The sequence below is a fragment of the Geosporobacter subterraneus DSM 17957 genome, from assembly GCF_900142145.1.
In the GTDB taxonomy this organism is placed as follows: Bacteria; Bacillota; Clostridia; order Peptostreptococcales; family Thermotaleaceae; genus Geosporobacter; species Geosporobacter subterraneus.
In genome coordinates this window covers 1-18,796 of the sequence record NZ_FQZV01000047.1, presented here as the reverse complement: position 1 = coordinate 18,796, position 18,796 = coordinate 1, and the positions used below count along the sequence as shown (strand labels likewise).

The 18,796-nt window shown below is 41.9% G+C and carries 15 protein-coding genes and 2 other annotated features; of the genes, 1 reads left to right on the top strand and 14 read right to left on the bottom strand.

Going from position 1 to position 18,796, the window contains the following annotated elements:
• Window positions 1-12: 12 nt before the first annotated feature.
• Window positions 13-1,713: an arginine--tRNA ligase gene (gene argS, locus BUB56_RS14905; RefSeq protein WP_110942100.1), complete on the bottom strand. Its 1,701-nt coding sequence runs from the start codon at window positions 1,711-1,713 to the stop codon at window positions 13-15.
• Between the two features lie 61 nt (window positions 1,714-1,774).
• Window positions 1,775-1,992 (bottom strand) — a binding site (T-box leader).
• A gap of 122 nt (window positions 1,993-2,114) precedes the next feature.
• On the opposite strand from argS, the gene BUB56_RS14895 reads away from it, so the two are divergent.
• A complete protein-coding gene (locus BUB56_RS14895) occupies window positions 2,115-3,545 on the top strand; it encodes a rhomboid family protein (RefSeq protein ID WP_110942098.1) in 1,431 nt (476 codons plus the stop codon).
• Between the two features lie 74 nt (window positions 3,546-3,619).
• On the opposite strand, the gene BUB56_RS14890 is transcribed toward BUB56_RS14895, so the two are convergent.
• From BUB56_RS14890 to BUB56_RS14825, 13 genes are all read right to left on the bottom strand, one after another.
• Window positions 3,620-4,207, bottom strand: a complete 588-nt coding sequence (locus BUB56_RS14890; RefSeq protein WP_190014576.1) for a GerMN domain-containing protein — start codon at window positions 4,205-4,207, stop codon at window positions 3,620-3,622.
• A gap of 30 nt (window positions 4,208-4,237) precedes the next feature.
• Window positions 4,238-4,702: a 2-thiouracil desulfurase family protein gene (locus BUB56_RS14885; protein WP_110942096.1), complete on the bottom strand. Its 465-nt coding sequence runs from the start codon at window positions 4,700-4,702 to the stop codon at window positions 4,238-4,240.
• A gap of 267 nt (window positions 4,703-4,969) precedes the next feature.
• Window positions 4,970-5,332, bottom strand: coding sequence for a hypothetical protein (locus BUB56_RS14880; RefSeq protein ID WP_110942095.1), 363 nt, complete (start codon window positions 5,330-5,332; stop codon window positions 4,970-4,972).
• A 107-nt stretch (window positions 5,333-5,439) separates the two neighbouring features.
• A complete protein-coding gene (locus BUB56_RS14875; RefSeq protein ID WP_110942094.1) occupies window positions 5,440-7,818 on the bottom strand; it encodes an endonuclease MutS2 in 2,379 nt (792 codons plus the stop codon).
• A gap of 37 nt (window positions 7,819-7,855) precedes the next feature.
• Window positions 7,856-10,333: a U32 family peptidase gene (locus tag BUB56_RS14870; RefSeq protein WP_110942093.1), complete on the bottom strand. Its 2,478-nt coding sequence runs from the start codon at window positions 10,331-10,333 to the stop codon at window positions 7,856-7,858.
• A gap of 90 nt (window positions 10,334-10,423) precedes the next feature.
• Window positions 10,424-10,996 (bottom strand): cell division protein ZapA, encoded by a 573-nt coding sequence (gene zapA, locus BUB56_RS14865; RefSeq protein WP_110942092.1) that lies wholly within the window; start codon window positions 10,994-10,996, stop codon window positions 10,424-10,426.
• A gap of 243 nt (window positions 10,997-11,239) precedes the next feature.
• On the bottom strand, window positions 11,240-13,636 hold the full coding sequence (pheT, locus tag BUB56_RS14860) for a phenylalanine--tRNA ligase subunit beta (protein ID WP_110942091.1): 2,397 nt from the start codon (window positions 13,634-13,636) through the stop codon (window positions 11,240-11,242).
• 27 nt (window positions 13,637-13,663) lie between these two features.
• A complete protein-coding gene (gene pheS, locus BUB56_RS14855) occupies window positions 13,664-14,683 on the bottom strand; it encodes a phenylalanine--tRNA ligase subunit alpha (RefSeq protein ID WP_110942090.1) in 1,020 nt (339 codons plus the stop codon).
• A gap of 340 nt (window positions 14,684-15,023) precedes the next feature.
• Window positions 15,024-15,246: a binding site (T-box leader), on the bottom strand.
• A gap of 10 nt (window positions 15,247-15,256) precedes the next feature.
• Window positions 15,257-15,349 carry a YqzL family protein gene (locus BUB56_RS20420; protein WP_083273357.1) on the bottom strand — a complete coding sequence of 31 codons (93 nt, stop codon included), beginning with the start codon at window positions 15,347-15,349 and terminating at the stop codon, window positions 15,257-15,259.
• A gap of 116 nt (window positions 15,350-15,465) precedes the next feature.
• Window positions 15,466-16,269, bottom strand: coding sequence for a TrmH family RNA methyltransferase (locus BUB56_RS14840; RefSeq protein WP_110942088.1), 804 nt, complete (start codon window positions 16,267-16,269; stop codon window positions 15,466-15,468).
• Window positions 16,270-16,287: 18 nt separating this feature from the next.
• A complete protein-coding gene (locus BUB56_RS14835; protein ID WP_110942087.1) occupies window positions 16,288-16,938 on the bottom strand; it encodes a potassium channel family protein in 651 nt (216 codons plus the stop codon).
• A gap of 12 nt (window positions 16,939-16,950) precedes the next feature.
• On the bottom strand, window positions 16,951-18,315 hold the full coding sequence (locus BUB56_RS14830; RefSeq protein ID WP_330392664.1) for a TrkH family potassium uptake protein: 1,365 nt from the start codon (window positions 18,313-18,315) through the stop codon (window positions 16,951-16,953).
• 173 nt (window positions 18,316-18,488) lie between these two features.
• Window positions 18,489-18,764, bottom strand: coding sequence for a hypothetical protein (locus tag BUB56_RS14825; protein WP_110942085.1), 276 nt, complete (start codon window positions 18,762-18,764; stop codon window positions 18,489-18,491).
• Window positions 18,765-18,796 lie beyond the last annotated feature (32 nt).

Here is an 18,796-nt window from a genome sequence, read left to right as displayed (position 1 = left end):
ACTGGCTTTATATTACATTCTTTCCGGTGCTCCAACGCCTAATAGGCTCAATCCATTTTGAATGGTTTGTTTTGCAGCAAATACAAGGGCCAGTCTGGCTCTCTGCAGAGCATGATCCTCTACGATGATCGGGCAGTCATGGTAGAATTTATTAAATGCCTGGGCTACGTCTACAATGTATCGTGTAACAATAGAAGGTTCATACTTTCTTGCAGCATCTTCTACTACACCTGGGAACTGTTGAATTAATCGAATCAGATTCATAGCATCCTCATTGGACAGCAGGCTGTAGTCAATAACATCTGTGAGTTTAACTTCCGCTTTTCTTAAAAGACTGCAGGCTCTTGCATGGGTATACTGCACATAAGGCCCTGTTTCTCCATCGAAGGTTAAGGTTTTATCCCATGAGAACACATAGTCCTTAATACGGCTGTTGGATAGTTCTTGGAATACTACTGCCCCAATACCGATTTGCTTTGCAATCTCATCTTTATTTTCTAGGTTTGGACTTTTAGCCGTAATAATTTCCTTTGTTCGCTCTACGGCTTTCCTCAGTACGTCCTCCAGGAATACCACTCTGCCTTTACGTGTAGACATGGTTCCCTCTTCCAGTGCAACCATTCCAAATTGAACATGAACACAATCCTTTGCCCATTCATGACCCATCAGTTCAATAATTTTCATCCACTGCTGGAAATGAAGGTTTTGTTGAGCCCCTACAACGTAGATGTTTTTATAAAAGTCATAATGCTCTTTTCTATAGATAGCTGCCGCGATATCTCTGGTAATATAGAGGGTGGAGCCGTCACTTTTGCGAATCAGGGCCGGTGGCATGCCATAGGGTTCTAAATCTACAATTTCAGCACCTTTAGACTCTTTTAGCAGCCCTTTTTCCTCCATGACCTTTAATACCCCGGGCATCTTATCAGAGTAAAAGCTCTCCCCTGCATAGGAGTCAAAGGTAATGCCCAGCATGTCATAAACACGATTAAATTCCTTTAGACTCTCATCTCTGAACCACTGCCACAGCTTTAATGCTTCTTCGTCTCCATCCTCCAGCCGCTTAAACCATAGTCTCGCTTCATCCTCTAAGCCAGGATTCTTTTCAGCCTCTTCATGAAACTTGATATATAGCTTTAGAAGTGCAGGAATAGGCTCTGCTTCGACTTCAGCAGCATCCCCCCAATTGTTGAAAGCCACGATCAGTTTTCCAAACTGTGTTCCATAGTCCCCAAGGTGGTTGATAGAGACGGTTTCATAGCCTAAAAATTGATAAATTTTATTGATGGCATGGCCAATCACTGTGGTACGGATATGTCCGATATGGAAAGGCTTTGCAATATTGGGAGAGGAGTACTCCACGATTACCCGTTTTCCTGCTCCTTGATTGGAGGACCCAAATTTCTCTGGCTGCTGGAGTACCTCCTCAATCACAGATTTTGCATAGGTTGTCTTGTCGATAAAGAAATTCAAATATGGGCCTTCATTCTGTACCTTCTCAAACAAGGCTGCTTCCCCTATGGTTCCAGCCAACTCTTGAGCGATTTGATTGGGAGCCCTTCTAAAAGCCTTGGCAAGCTTAAAGCAAGGAAATGCAAAATCACCCATCTGCGGATTTGGCGGTATCTCTATCAGCTCAGATATTTCTTTTTCGCTCATTGACTCAATTTTTTGAGCTAAAATCTCAGCTATTTCTTTCTTAAAGTCAATCATTCTTAAACCCTCCTGATTCAATAAGTAGTATAAAAATAAAAAACTCCCGCCTCTAATACATGCAAGAGACGAGAGTCAATTCCCGTGTTACCACTCTTATTGGTACAATCAGTACCCACTCTATTCCCCGCTAACGGTGGGATTCCGTTTTGTCTACCCCCATTGGATTCAACAAAATTCTCAGAGGTGCGTTTCAATCTCAGGTTTGTACCGGACTTCCACCATCCCCGGCTCGCTTTTACAGATTCTGACATCTACTCTCCTCATCATCGAAAAGCTCTATTTTGACTAATAATTTACCATATATTTTTGTCCAAATCAAGTCTTTTTATGAAACTATTCTACTCTTTTCATCATCTTATGATACAATATCAAGTAAGGAACCTATAGGAGGGTTAAACTTGATCATACAACATACCGTGTGGATGACGAAATATTTGATTGAAGACAAAGAATTCTTCTTATATCTCCGTAAGCCTGTTGAAGATGTATTTGATCTGGTCTTACACAAACAGCTGTGGCGGGAGAAATACTACCTTGGCTTTATCGATGGTGACCGCTTCTTAAGCAGTTCATTAGATTACCAAAAAAGTATTCTGCATAATTTATACTCTGAAATTAAAATGAAAAATCGGTTTTCCAAACTGTTTTTTTATCATATCATCCTTTTAGACAGAGACTATTCTCAGTATGAGCTGGATCAACTGGAACAGCTGTATGTATGGGTAAGAAATGAGAATATACACTTAAATCTCATGTTTTATCCTATATCCTCAGGTCAAGTCTTTACACTTTTTTCAAACTTCGAGGATTCTGAGCATATTGCAGCTGCCTTATCTGCATACATGCCTACCCTGCCTCATGATGCTGCGGAACCGGTAGATCTGCTGGAAATTGAGAGAAATACACGAAAAAGCAAAGGGTATGATTTAGGTCAGAAGAGGTTTTATCTTACCAATGTACTGATAGCCATCAACCTGCTGTACTGGTTCTATATGTCTGTGAAGGGAAGTACGACTGATATTTATCACTTGATAGAATATGGTGCAAAATACAACCCCCTCATCGCCAATGGCGAATACTATCGTTTGGTGAGCAGTATGTTTATTCATATCGGTTTGCCTCATCTGCTCTTAAATACCTATGCTCTAAACATTCTTGGAAGAGATGTGGAGCTGATCTACGGCAGTATTAAATTTCTGATCATCTATCTTATTGCAGGGATCTTTGGCAGCCTTGGCAGCTTCTTATTCAGCAGTGCACTCTCTGCAGGAGCTTCCGGTGCCATCTTTGGATTGATGGGTGCCTATCTTTATTTCGGCCTTCGAAAACCTGCCATATTTTCAGCCCGTTACGGCATGAATTTAGTAACCCTATTGATCATCAATATCGTTTTTGGACTTGTCAATGCCAATATCGATAATTTTGCTCACATGGGAGGCTTAATTGGCGGTTTCTCGGCCTGCTGGGCCTTAGGATTTCACAAGGAGAAACCTTTTACCCGCAGGCGGATTTTACTCCAGCTCGTAATTATTAGTTTCATCGTAATCTCTCTTTTGATGGGTATAAGCATCCATCAGAATACCTCTGAGTATCACCTTCATAAAGGAGTTAATTATCTTCGACAAAATGACTATTCCAATGCCCGTCAGCAATTTGAAGCAGGATTGTCAGCCAATCCCAATGTATGGGAGTTTTATTTCTATCTAGCCTTTATTGCCTACAATGAAGGAGATCAAAAAGGTGCCATAGCCTATCTGGAAAAAACCTTGGAATTAAATCCCCATGAGCCAATGGCAAGAAATTTTTTACAGGAACTTCAACAACAATAGGAAAATATTAAATGGCGGGCATGGAAACCCGCCATTCTAATTTTATCCCTATTAATATTTATACACTGAGGTTTCTATTTATCCGGATATAGTCCCTGTATATATGCGAAGGGCTCTCTACAATCGATGCCATTAATGATATCCACCTTTTCCCCCTCAATCAGAATCTGAACCTTTTCATTTTCCGGCTGTATGGTTAAGGCGTTCACAATGGTAGCGATCGATAAAAGCGTATCATTGCTGGTTCCCTTCTGCCCAGTCACAAATTCTTTTGAAAGATTGACCAGCAAAGTATCCTGCTGTCGTTCCAGCGATAGAAGCTTAGTACCTTTAGGAACAGCATTGACATATTCTCCAAATCCCTCTGCCGCAATTGCCTCCTGCAGGATAAACGCCTCCATAGTTTTGCCCTTTAGCCGCTCATCATCTTTTTGAATACTGTAGGCCTCATCAAATAAAAAGGGCTTGTCTCGGTGGCGAAAATAGAGAACATAATCCAGTGAATCCTTTGCTGCTTCGCTGTCGGTATTTTCTACAGCAGCAGGCTTCACCTGATCTCCACCATTATTTTTTGACGGTGCTGGATCTTCCTTTTTACACCCCGTAAATATAAGTCCCGATAATAAGATACATAATATTCCGATCCCAATCCTTTTTTTCATGCGCATTCCCCCTAGAGTCTATGATAATATCTACATTTTTTCTATATATTCCCTAAAGTTCGACTCATCTAACACCACGAAACCGTTTTTTTTCAATAATGCAGTAGTAACGCCATCCCCATCCTGAAGCTTTTGGGAAAATGTGCCGTCATAGATGTGTCCGCTCCCACAGGATGGACTCTTTGCCTTTAATATAGCGGCCTTTGCCCCATACAGCTTGGCGATCTTTACTGTCTCCTCTGCTCCCTTTACAAAACAGGCTGTTCGGTCTTCCCCATGACAATTGGAAACCTTAGCTTGTCCCTTCAGCACAGCTTCGCCATCGCCGCCTATGATCTCACAAGGCGGCCTTGGCGTGGTCATTCCCCCTAATTGTTCCGGACAGACCAGTATTGCCTTTCCCTGCTTTACTAAATCTATCAGTTCCTGCTCCAGACGGCTTCCCCCATCATATCGGCAGTCCACCCCTGCTAAACATGCACTTAATAAAATCATAAAATTCTCCCCTTTTTTCGAAGTAATCGCTGACCGTTCCCCATTACATCAACCTAATACGAATATAGCCTGAAACCCTGGAGCCTGTCATTCTGAGCGCAAGCGAAGAATCTTGTAGGGCATAAGCTAAATTATTTATGGTTGTTAGAACATACCCCCTAAGCTCATAGATCCTTCGACTCCGTTTTACTACGCTCAGGATGACAAAGTATGAGTTGCATTGAAGTTAGCCGAGTTTACCCTCAAATTAACAAACATCCATCGTATTTATTTCGTCTTCTTATGATCTTTGGTAATCACTCTTAAAAGATCATTTTGTATTGCAAATTCATCAGGAGGTAAAATCTTTCGATTGTCCCGTTTACTTTTATAAAACTCCAGCCCTGCCCGGTAAGCCTTCTCCCGAAGTCCTTCATCCTGAGGATTTGCCTCCAGTGCCCGCAGTGCCGCCTTATAGTTTTCCAGATATTTTATTCCCTGCTTCATGCGGCTTACTGCAATCCAAAGGGCTGCCCCGCCTGCAAGCAGTATCCCTAAAAAGCTTACCAAGCTATTCCCTATTTCTGCTCCCAGATACAGGACATAGAAAGATGTCAGCAGTAATATAAAGCCCCCAAAAATGCTCAACATATCATTTCCTCCAATTAAACAAATCTATTATGCTCATTCATGCTTTAGTCATAAAAAAATACAAGACAGTAGAGAGCGTCTCTCCGATCCTTTTGTCTTCCTCAAAGTTATTTCAGCTCTGCTATGGTTACGCCCGTGCCGCCTTCACCGTAGGCACCATCACGGTAAGACTTTACATGCTTATGTCCCTTCAGCAGCTGCTTAATCCCATCCCTCAGTACCCCGGTACCCTTTCCGTGAATAATCGTAATCTCTCTTAAGCCGGCAATATATGCATCGTCTAAATACTTATCCGTATTGAGCAACGCTTCCTCCAACATTTGCCCCCTAAGATCCAGAGAACTTTGAATGCTTTGGCTTTTGGATTTCATGATTTTTCCTGTACCGGTCTTTGAGACCTTTTCCTTTTCTTCCTTTTCCAACCGCAGATGATTCATGTTGACATTAACCTTCATAATTCCCACTTGGACCGTAAGATCACCATTATGATCGGGCAGGGTTGCCACACTTCCTTTTTGATTTAATGTCAATATGTGAACCGTATCTCCTAGCTTTAACTGCTTAGGAGGTCTCGTATTGACTACATTTTCAGGGCTTGCCATCCAGCCGCCGCCCATGGTATCCAGTTGGTCTCTTAGCTTCTTTCTTGCCTCTTCAATTTTCCTATTCTTTTCCTTTTCTTCCTGCTCCACAGCGAGAGCCCTAAGCTCTTTTATAATTTCTTCTGCCTCTTCCTTCGCTTCCTTTAGCAGTTTTCTTGCTTCTTCCTTTGCTTCCCGCAGCAGCTTTTCACGCTGCTCTGACAGCTTTTCCAGTTTTCGCTCGTAGTCCTCCTTCTGCTCTTGAATCATCAGCTTCAGTCGGATAGCTTCATCCTTTTCCCGCTCCGCGGTCAGCTTATTTTTTTCTATGCTGGTGAGCAGATCCTCGAATTCTATCTCATCTTTTGTAATAAACTCTTTTGCCCTGTCTATAATATATTGATCCAAGCCTAGCCGCTTAGATATCTCAAAGGCATTAGACTTTCCCGGAACTCCTATTAAGAGCCTATAGGTGGGACTGAGGGTTTCTACATCAAATTCTACAGAGGCATTTTTTACCCCCTTGGTGGTCAATGCATATTGCTTCAGCTCTGTATAGTGGGTGGTAGCAATAGTTCGTGCTCCCAGTCCATAAAGATGATTTAAAATTGCTATGGCAAGAGCCGCCCCTTCTGTGGGGTCAGTACCTGCTCCCAATTCATCCAGCAGAATCAAGGCATTATTTTCTACCCGGTTTAGTATCTCAACAATATTGGTCATATGAGAAGAAAAGGTACTTAGGCTTTGTTCAATGCTTTGCTCATCGCCAATATCGGCAAAAACCTGTTGAAAAACAGAAAGTCTTGTTCCAAAGTCAGCAGGTACGTGAAAGCCTGATTGTGCCATTAAGGTCAGTAACCCCACCGTCTTTAGGGTTACGGTTTTACCTCCTGTGTTGGGGCCTGTGATCACCAAAGTCTGAAAGTCTTCTCCAAGCCAAATATTGGTTGGTACAACCGCCTTAGCATCCAGAAGGGGATGCCGTCCGTTTTTAATCCGGATTTTCCCCGTTTCGTTTAGTTCCGGTTCTACCCCTCGCATTTGAATAGATAGTTTTCCCTTGGCAAATAGAAAATCCAGGTGAGCCAGGAGCTTCTGATTTGTTTTAATCTCCTCTGCCTTATCGCCGACCATAGCTGTCAGTTCTGCCAGGATTCTTTCAATCTCTGCTTTTTCCTTTAGCTTCAATTCCTTTAATTCATTGTTCATTTCCACGATTGCCATGGGTTCAATAAAGAGGGTTGCCCCACTAGAGGACTGATCATGGATCAGTCCGGGAAAGTTGGCACGATACTCCTGTTTTACCGGTACCACATAGCGATCCTGACGTATGGTGATGATCGCTTCCTGCAGATATTTCTGTGTTTGGGCAGAGGATATAATATTATTGAGCCGGCTGCGAATCCCTGCGTTTTTAGCTTCAATTTGTCTGCGTATATTTTTCAAGGTCGGGCTTGCATTGTCTGATATCTCTTCCTCGCTGATGATGCAGTCTGTGATCCGATCTTCAATGGTTTTAAAGCTGTACAGACTATTGATATATCCCTCTATAATAGGATATTTACGGTCTTCCTCTCTGGTATCCTTTACCATAGCCTTCAGTCTCCTCGCCGCCCGCAAGGTGTCTGCCACCTCCAGCAGCTGTCCCGGGTAAAGAAAAGATCCTATTTCTGCCCTTTTGATGTGATAGGAAAGATCATGGACCCCACCCATGGAAATCTGCCCTTTCTGAATCAACAGTCCGCTGGCTTCGCTGGTTTCCTTCTGCCACTGAACGATTTCCTGCAGGTCAGCAGAAGGGGCAAGCTGCTCAGCAATACTTTTGCCAATACTGGATTCAACTTTTTGAAGCAGCATGCTTTTTATTTTCTCATATTCTAATACTCTCAAAGTTTTTGTATTCATCTCTTCCTCCTTATTCTCCTGATCCACCAGCCCTTAATTACTCTACACCCCTATAGAAATGGCCCTTGGTCAGACCCTGCTGCTGCATCTTTTCTAAAAATACTGCTCCCCTTGATCCTAAAGCCTCATTTCCCTTCCTCAAATAATCGAGGGTTTCCCGGTATGCCTCAATCGTTTCTTTTACTTCTTCTGAATCCTCTATCGTAAAATCTAACCGTATTTTTCTAATACCAGCCTTGTAGAGCTCTGGAATATGTCCCAAAAGGCAAAGTTTTTGAGAATTAAGCAAATGGGTTCTACAGCTTTCATCGGTCATAATGGGAAAAATCTTCCCTAAGCGATCCTTTAATCCAAATTGATTATTTCTACATCTGCTGCAGTTTCCCTCCTTTTGTTTAGGATTCGTAACTGCCTCGATTGGACAATATTCCATCACCATTAGCATCAAATAGCCCTGCACGACCACCTCGCAGGGAATCTCACTGTGTTCAAGAATTCTTCGAACCTGTTTTAAGGTAAGTTCCGGAGAAAGGGTGGCCTCTTTTACCCCAAGCCCTCCTAACAGCTTTAGGGCAGCGCTGTTAAATACGTTTAGGAAATAATCCGTATAGATTGTAGATTTCTTATACTTTTTTGCCGCTTCTAATGCTCCTAAATTGCCTGCTAGAATCGGTCCCTCCTGACCACCCTCTTCTAACAACCTGTAAGCACTTTTCATATCTTCCATTCTCGTAATCCTTGAAAATGCAGGTATCAAGGTTACCCCTGCATCCCTAGCCAAGGCCGTCGCCTGTTTTACTGTAGAAAGCTCACGATAATAGATTCGGTCTACCTTATACTCCAATGCAGCCTGCAGCTGCTTTATACTGCTAATAGAGATATGAAGCTGCATCGGATGGTCTGCTTTCTGACCCCCTCTGCCTATCCAAGCTTTTATAGTGCTGGATGAGAACTCGCTTTGGTCTCTTTTTGCATGACGCTTTTCTCTGGCGCGATCCATTTTCTCAACCGCTTCTCTTCTCAATTGGTTCAGCTGCCCAATGGGAATCGCAGCATCAGGGTCAAGGACCATTTCCAGGTGTTCTAATTGATAAACCGTTCCCCCGAGCTTGACCATTTGCTCGTAAATACGTTCTTCAGTAATAGCTGTCTTTAATGCTTTTTCTACGATATAATCACCTTCGTGATGGACGTATCGCTGCTCGTCATCCCAGATATCCAGCTGCAAGGGCTGCCCAACCACAGCTTTTAGACGTCCATAAATTGAAATCCTCTTTTCTTTTCTTTGGTAGCTTTCCTGAGCTCTTTTCAGCAAAGATAAATCTGTGGTTTTATAGACTGGAAGCTTTCCCTGAACCATTGACTTGAAAGGAATTTCTATGATTTCCTCCGATTTGCCCTGTTCTCTTTTATCCCCATTGTGAAAAATCGCTTCCACAATAGCACCGGAATTTTCTTTCTCACGGGTCCAGATTTCAATCCCGTCACCCTTAGTCAAATCCCCTGAAAGCTTCAGTTTCAAGCGCCGCTTATTCTTATCATAGCCTAGGGTTTCACCAATATAAACCCCGCGGTTGCTGGGTTTTTCGAAGCTCATCAGACGATGTCCACGGTCCCCGAATAAATATCCTCTAGTAAATTTACGATTAAATATCTGCGTCACATCCTGCTTGAGATCGGGGTCTAGCTCTAGCTGTACCCCCTTCACCATATATTGATCAATGGCCTTACGATAGGCTCCGACGATGGTAGCCACATATTCAGGCCTTTTCATTCTTCCTTCTATTTTTAAAGACTTAACACCGGAAGATAGAAGCCTATCTACATATTCCAAGGTATTCAGATCCCTCGGGCTAAGCAGATATTCTCCAAAGCGGCTTCTGACCTGCTGTCGGTCTTTCATATTTATCAAAGAATAGGTCATTCTGCAGGTTTGGGCACATCGTCCCCGGTTTCCGCTTCGACCGCCGATCATGCTGCTCATCAGGCATTGACCGGAATAGCTGACACACAAAGCTCCATGAACAAATATTTCCAAATCCACATTTGTGGCTTCCTGAATGCGCTGGATTTCTTCGATCGGCATTTCCCTAGCCAGTACTACCCTTTTGAAGCCTAATTGTGCCAAAAGCTCTACACCCTCTAGATTATGGACCGACATCTGCGTGCTGGCATGGAGTTCAAAGTCAGGAAAAAAATCCCGTACAAACTTTGCAACCCCTAGATCCTGTACGATAATCGCATCTACATCATGGTTGTACAAAAAGGTAATATATTTTCCCAACTCTTCAAATTCCTCATCCCCAATGAGGGTGTTCACCGTAACAAACACCTGAACTCCCCGAATATGACAATAGGCTACTGCCCGCTTCAGCTCTTCCTCATCAAAATTTCCTGCAGATTGTCTTGCATTAAAGGCCTTGCCCCCAAGATATACTGCATCTGCCCCATTTTGCACCGCAGCCTCCAATGCTTCCCAGCTGCCTACCGGTGCTAATAATTCAACTTGATTCATACGTTTCAACTCCTATGGTTTCCACCAAAAATAAAAAGTAGTAATATTATTATATCACTACTTACTGCTTGCAATAACCCATTGGAAAACTTACTTTCTTTTCTCATCATCAAAAGTATCGATGAAGGCATCTAATTCCTTTCTTGTTTGTACATATTTAATCTGCATGTCAAATAACTTGTTTTGCAGCTCTACATTAGCTTTTAACACCTTTTCTATCTCTTTTTCCTTATCTCTCAGCAAGTTGTTTAAGTGTTCGATTTCCGTCAATAGGCTCGCATGATCTTCGTTTTTATGATTCGATTGCTCCAAGTCTTCTTCTAACTGCCGGATGATCTCCTTGTACTCTTGTCCCTTTTCTTCCATCAAGGAAGTAGCCACCGCCAGCTGAGCCCGTACATCCTCCAGATCTTTCAATGGCCGCATGGCCTCTTTTTCTAAGCCCTCCAGCTGCATCTTGGTTTTAAAATAGTCATCGGCTACATTTAGAGCTGTCAGCACTGCCACCATAGCCGTGCTCAGCTTTTTACTTTTCTTTGCAATATCGTCCATCTTATCATCAACATAATTAGCAACCCGCTGCATATACTCCCTTGATTCACTGCTAACCATTGTATATTCCTGACCATATATTCTAACAATTACCTTGTTTCGATTGCTCATTTGTACCTCCCCTTTTTGCTGGAGTTCTTTATTGATAATTCTTTAAAAGAAGAAAATATCCTGCTTCTTTAGAGGCACTCATAAAAATATTTTGAAATTCCTACAATATGCCTATATTATCATTATAGTATAAAGAGGGCTTCTAATAAATACTGTATCGCCTGCTATTCTATGGAAATCTGTGAAAGCACTTCCAGATAAGCAAAAAAATAAATAAAATCCGGCATTTCCGCCGGATTTTATTTATTTTCGCAGCTGAGCTTTTAATTCTTCTTCCAGAGCTCTAACAATCTTATCATGAATTTGGTTAACCTCTTCATCTACCAGTGTACGGTCTGCAGCACGATAGGTCAGAGAATAGGCTACACTCTTATAGCCTTCCTGGATCTGTTTGCCTTTATAGACGTCGAAAAGCTTTACGCTTTCTAGGGTCGTTCCGCCATTGCTCCAGATAATATCCTCGATTTGTTTAACGTAGATATGGTCTTCTAATACCAGTGCCATATCTCTGGTGATAGCAGGATACTTTGGCAGTGGTTTATAGAGTCTGTCTAATCTTGTGATCTGCAGCAATATATTAAAGTCTAGCTCCGCTATATAGGTTCTTTCGTCAATATCATAATTCTCTGCTACATCTGGGTGGATTTCTCCCAGTACCCCCAGAATGTGATCTCCATAAAGAATATTGGCGCATCTTCCAGGATGGAAGGTTGGGTGATTCTTTTCGGGGATATATTGACATTTCTCAATGCCAAGCTTCGTAAGCAGCTCTTCAATGGTTCCCTTTAAGGTATAGAAATCCGTACCCTTTCCGTACATTCCTAAGGTTAAAATCTTCTTCTCTACAGGCAGGCGATCTACCGGTACACTTAAAGGTATAAACACTCTTCCCAGCTCAAAAGCCTTCGCAGACTCAACCTTTCTGCTGTAATTGCGTGCTAGCACCTCCAGCATATTGGCCATCAAGGTGGTTCGCATAATGCTGTTTTCTTCTCCCAGAGGATTGATCAGCTTCACCACATTACGCATAAAGCTGTCCTCAGCAATACGGATCATATCAAAGCTCTTCGGACTGACAAATGAATAGGTAGTGATTTCATTTAACCCTAATCCATTTAAAACATCCTTGCTGTAGTCCTCAATGATCTGACCGTTGGTTTTCGCTCCCTGGGTATTGCCCTTTGGCACAGTATTGGGTATTTCATCATAGCCATAGATTCTAGCTACCTCTTCTACGATGTCGATCTCTTTCAATAAATCTGCCCGGTAGGTAGGAACCGTCGCCTTCATGATATTGGATTCGATGGTTACCTCTAGTTCTAATCTGGTTAAAATGTCCTTTATCTCATCGGGAGCAAGGGAGATCCCCAATAGATTGTTAATTCGCTGTGGCCGGATTTCTATGACTTTTTTTTCTACTGGTTCTGGATAAATATCAATGGTTCCTTTTACAATTCTTCCAGCGCCTAGTTCCTCGATGAGCTGACAAACCCGGTCTGCAGCCAAACGACAGCCATTAGGATCAATGCCTTTTTCAAATCTGGCAGATGCTTCAGTACGTAAACCCAGTTTTTTGGAGGTTGTACGGATATTATCGGGATGGAAGTAGGCAGATTCGATTAAAATGCTCTTGGTCTGCTCTGTTACCTCGGAGTTTTCTCCCCCCATTACACCGGCCAAGCCAACAGACCGTTTTCCATCAGCAATCATGAGCATGGTATCGTCCAGGTTTCTCTGCACCCCGTCAAGGGTCTGAAACACTTCTCCAGCAGCAGCCTTACGTACAATTATTTTACGGTCAGCCAACTGATCTAAATCGAAGGCATGAAGGGGCTGGCCCATTTCCAGCATTACATAGTTGGTAATGTCAACAATGTTATTAATCGGTCTTACTCCTGCTCCCATAAGTCTTTGCTGCAGCCACATCGGAGAAGGCTGAATAACCAAATCCGTTGCAACTCTGCCTACATATCGTCCACACAGTTCTGGACTCTCTACTTCAATCGAAGCATATTCTTCGATATTTCCATGCTCCTGTGCAATCTTTACGTCGGGGTACTGCATATTGCAATTAAAGGTTGCTGCGGTTTCCCTTGCAATGCCCAGCATGCTGAGACAGTCTGGCCGGTTAGGGGTTATTTCAAATTCAATCACATAGCCTTCCAAACCCAATACCTTTTTAATGTCTTCTCCCAGGGGGTAAGCCTGATCCAATATGAAAATCCCATCTTTTTGATACTGGGGGATAACTTTATCGGCAATACCCAGCTCCTTTGCAGAACACATCATCCCGTTGGATTCTTCGCCTCTCAATTTGCCTTTTTTGATTTTTACACCGCCCGGCAGTTCTCCTCCTGCCATAACGATTGGAATATAGTCTCCAACCTTAATGTTGTTGGCTCCTGTAACGATTTGTATTACCTCGGTGCCTACATCTACCTTTGTCACCAGCAGCTTATCTGCATTGGGATGGGGATTCATTTCAAGGATTTTTCCTACCACCACCCCTTTGATTTCTTCTCCCAAGTGCTCTACAGCCTCAACCTTTGAACCAGACATTACCAATCTGTCACTTAGCGTATTGATATCCACATCATCTATATTTACATATTCTCTCAGCCATTTTACAGGTACAAACATCCTATTTTTCCTCCTTCTTCAATCAATTTAGAATTGGTTAATGAACCGCATGTCGTTTTCAAAGAACAATCGAATATCATCGATGCCTAAGCTTAGCATGGCAATACGATCCAGGCCCATTCCAAAAGCAAAGCCGCTGTATTCCTCAGGATCAATTCCACATATTTTTAATACATTGGGATGTACCATACCGGCACCTAATATTTCAATCCACCCGCTTCCTTTACAAACTCTGCAGCCTGATCCCTGGCACTTAAAGCAGGTCACGTCCACCTCTGCACTCGGTTCCGTAAAAGGAAAGTAGTGGGGTCTGAATTTTGTCTTCGTACCTACACCGAAAAGCTGCTTTGCAAAAACGTCCAGTGTTCCCTTTAAATCTGCCATGGTAATATTTTTGTCTACTACCAGTCCCTCAATCTGATGAAACATTGGAGAATGTGTAGCATCCGGTGTATCCCTTCGGAAGCATCTTCCCGGAGAGATAATTCGAATAGGCGGTTTCATCTTCTCCATCGTTCGAATCTGCACTGTAGAGGTTTGAGTTCTCAACAAAATATCATCGGTAATGTAGAAGGTATCGGACAAATCCCTGGAAGGATGGTTTTTAGGAGCATTTAAGGCATCAAAGTTATAATACACCATATCCACCTCAGGTCCCTCTGCGATTTTAAAGCCCATCCCCATGAAGATGCCTTTAATTTCATCCAAGACCCTGGTTAAAGGATGCTTATGTCCTAGCTCTAATTCCTTCCCTGGCATGGTAACGTCAATGGTTTCCTTCACTAGTCTTTCATTTTTTTCAATAGCCTTCACACCGTTGACTGCTTGTTCTAGCAAGGATTCTATAGCTTCTCTCACCTCATTGGCGATTTTACCTATAAGGGGTCTCTCTTCTGCGGACAGTTCACCCATTCCTCGTAAAACAGAAGTCAGTTCACCTTTTTTTCCGAGAAAGCGTACCCGGATCTGTTCTAATTCATCCATTGATTGCGCCTGACTAATGGCGGCTTCTGCAGATTGCTGAATTTGTTCAAGCTTTTGTTTCATTCCTGATTCTCCTTCCATGGGATAAATATATTTTAAATTTTATATCAAAAATAGCTGTTTATATGAATCTAACGACCATTCTGATCAGTATCAGAATAAAAGTGTAGATCATTGCGGCATAAAAGCTTTCATTGGCTATTCTTTTAAGCTCTTTTTTATTGTTTTTACGGATAAATAGGTTGATCAATAAGCTCAAGACTAGATATACAGTAAAAAATATCGCAAAATTAATGATATCTTTCAACACATCACCCCCAAAAGCTTAACTTATATTTGGAAGTATTACCACTTTTTCTTCATAAGAACAGCACAACAGGCAATAAAAAAAATCTTCAATCCCGAAAGGGACGAAGACTTCTCCGCGGTACCACCCTAATAGCTGAATAAAACTCCAACCACTCCTTAGACGTAACGGCGTCGACCGATAGAACCTACTGCTACTTCAATTCTATAGTTCAGGAGCGAACTTCAGTTGCCTAGCGACTTTGAAATGCTCTCAGCCTCTGGCATTTCTTCTCTGTAAGGCCTTTCTGCAACCTACTTTTCTCCATCATAACAAATATCATCATTCAGTTAGTTTGTTACTAATTCTTTATAAACCAGATAGGCGTTTATATTTCCTGTTAACATAAAAAGTTTCCAGAATAATTCTGCAGTAGCAAACATAACTGCCTACACCCCTTTTCCATGGCCCATTTTATAAACATTATAGCATATCAAAAAGAGGTTTACAAGAATTAACAGATTTGATTTTTATAATATTTTTTAATTTTCAGATAATATTACTCCATCCTTTGTCTCACTGCTTCGTACAGCATTATGGAGGCTGCCGTAGATACGTTAAGGGATTCTGCCTTGCCCAAGATAGGAATTTTTACAAGATCATCTGCCGCTTCCATCCATAAATCAGATACTCCGTTGGCCTCATTGCCTACTACGATGGCTGCAGCCTGCCGATAATCGATCTCGTAGTGATAACATTTTGCACTGAGACTAGTGGTTAAAATTCTAATCTGATTGCTTTTGAAAAAGTCCTGAGCCTCCTGTTGGTCCTCCAGGATCAGGATGGGCAGGTGAAAAATTGAACCCATGGTGGATCGTATGGTTTTAGGATTATATACATCCACGCAGCCTTTGGTTAGCAGTACTGCATCGACGCCGGCAGCATCGGCAGTTCTGATAATGGTGCCTAGGTTTCCTGGATCCTGTACCCGATCCAGTAGGATATAGAGACCATTTTCCTTCTTCAGCAGCTGTCCTAGATTTATCTGTATTCTAGGTAATACAGCCATGATCCCCTGAGGAGACTCCGTATCTGCAATTTCAGCATAAAGCTTTTCAGGAATATGATAAACTCTAATCCCTTGATCCACTAACCGGGTCAGGAGACTTTCTCCTCCTGCCGTACGGTACAGGGCATCACAAAATACAGCAGACTTAATCGTCTGTTTATTTTCTAAAGCATCATAAAGGATTCGTACGCCTTCTGCGATATATTCTTTATGTTTTTCTCTATATTTTCGCCTCTCCATCTGTTTGAGATGCTTGATGAAGGCATTGTCTGATGAAGATATTTCTATGATCAATCAGCTCACCCCAGGTTATTATGCTTTCTTTTCCAGCTTTTGCACATCATCGTTATGACCAATGACTACTAGTACATCATCTTTGCGGATCGTATCTAATGCATTTGGAGAAATATTGATTTCTGCCCCATGCTTTATGGCCATGACATTGATGCCATATCGGGCGCGCATGTTGAGCTCGCTTAGGCTTTTCCCTTCCCAATCCTTCAGTGCCAATATTTCCACGATACTATAGTCCGGTGCCAATTCAATATAGTCCAATATATTAGAAGATACTAAATTGTGGGCGACGCGAACACCCATATCCCTTTCTGGGAATACTACCCGATCGGCGCCGATCTTATAGAGTACCTTTGCATGCAGCTCGTTTTGCGCTTTTGCTACCACATACTTTACACCCAGTTCCTTAACGATCAGTGTGATCAAAATAGATGACTGTATATCGGAGCCTATGGTAATTACAGCAACATCAAAATTACGGATACCCAAGGATTTAATAGAAGCCTCATCGGTAGCGTCTGCCTGTACCGCGTGAGTTACAGAATCAGATATATTTTGGATTACATCTTCATCCTCGTCAATGGCTAGTACGTCATAACCCAATCCATATAAAGTTCTGGCCACACTAGAACCAAATCTTCCACATCCAATCACTGCAAACTGTTTCATTACTACACTCCTTTACCCAACAATTACTTTTTCTTCTGGATATTTAATCAATCCTTTTTTCTTTCTCTGCTGTCTCGCCAATGCAAGGGCTAAAGTAAGCGGTCCCACCCTGCCCGCAAACATGGTAATGGAGACAAGGATTCGTCCCGGCATACTGAGCATTGGCGTAATGCCCAAGGACAACCCGACCGTACCAAAGGCTGAAGTTGCTTCGAAAAATATTTCTATAAAGCTGAAAGTTCTTTCTGTAATAGATAATACCATCGTCATCAAAACGACTAAGAGCATCGATATGCCAATTACAGCCAGAGAACGGTTGATGATGTCTCTAGGAATCCTTTTTTGAAAAATTTCTGTATCATCATTTCCCTTAATGACAGATACGATGGTCCAGATTACTACCCCGGCAGTAGTGGTTTTTACACCACCGGCTGTAGATCCGGAAGAACCTCCGATAAACATCAGTACAATGGTTAGAAATATAGATGCTGTAGTCAGTTGGTCTGTGGGAAGCGTATTAAACCCAGCAGTTCGGGGAGTAATACTATGAAACATACCGGACAGCAGCTTCCCCCTAAAAGGCAGCGTGCCCATTGTAGCCGGATTGTTGTATTCCAAAAGCAAAATCATAATAAATCCAATACCGATTAGCACTGCTGAAATAGATAAAACCATTTTGCTGTGCAGGGAAAACCTGGAGAATTTCCTAGTCTGGATACAATCTACCAATACGGTAAAGCCCAGACCACCTACCACGATTAAGATCCAAACAACTACATTTACCAAGGGATCATTGGCAAAGGCTGTGAGGCTTGTATAATCCCCCATTAAATCAAAACCCGCATTGCAAAAAGCAGAAATGGCATGGAAAATGCTATAAGCAATTCCCCTAGAAACACCAAAAATAGGAATAAACCGAATCGATAGGAGAATGGCCCCAATCCCTTCGATTAAAAAAGTAGCAATCAAAATATACTGAGTCAGTCTTACAATACCGGATATTTTAAATTGATTCAGAGCCTCCTGCATCACAAGTCTCTCTCTTAAAGTGATTTTTTTACCAAAGATAAAAAAGATCAAGGTAGCTAGGGTCATAAACCCCAGACCGCCTATCTGAATCAACAGCAAAATTACAGTTTGTCCAAATACAGTCCAATAGGTTCCCGTATCTACAACCACTAATCCCGTTACGCAGACGGCTGAGGTAGCAGTAAACAGTGCATTAATAAACCCAACACTTTCTCCATTTCGTGATGCTATTGGTAAATTCAGTAAAATACTGCCGATCAATATGACACTGGCAAAGCCCAATACCATGATTTGTGCAGGATTGAGCTTCATTCGCTCAATTCTTCTATGTACTTCGATGATACTCACCTCTGTCCAACAATTTCCTATTAAGCTTCATTTTATTATTATAGCACTTTCATACGCTTTTTACAAAGGAAGGTTCGCTATTCTATTATTGTATACAATTCGCCTATAGATATGAATGATTAAAATAAAAAAGGCGTCCTTAAGGACGCGTTTTAAAACCTAAGCCGCTAGGCTTAATTTTCTAACCGATAGGTTATTCCTTGCTCACTAGTATATTCAATTGGTTCCATAGTGCCTCCACAGACTTCACAGCTGAATCTTGGAGGCACTGTTATATCTCCTTCATCAAAAATATCATAAATATCTACTACATCTTTTGGAATATCTTCTTCTATTCCACAGTCTAAACATTTAAACGTGACAGGCTTATTTTTTTCCTTGAGTTTTTCTATTTTCTTTTGCTCTTTTATTTGTTGTCTTCTCTTGTCTTTCATTTTTTTCTTTGCCATCTTTGTCTCCTTATTCTATCTAAATATCGGTT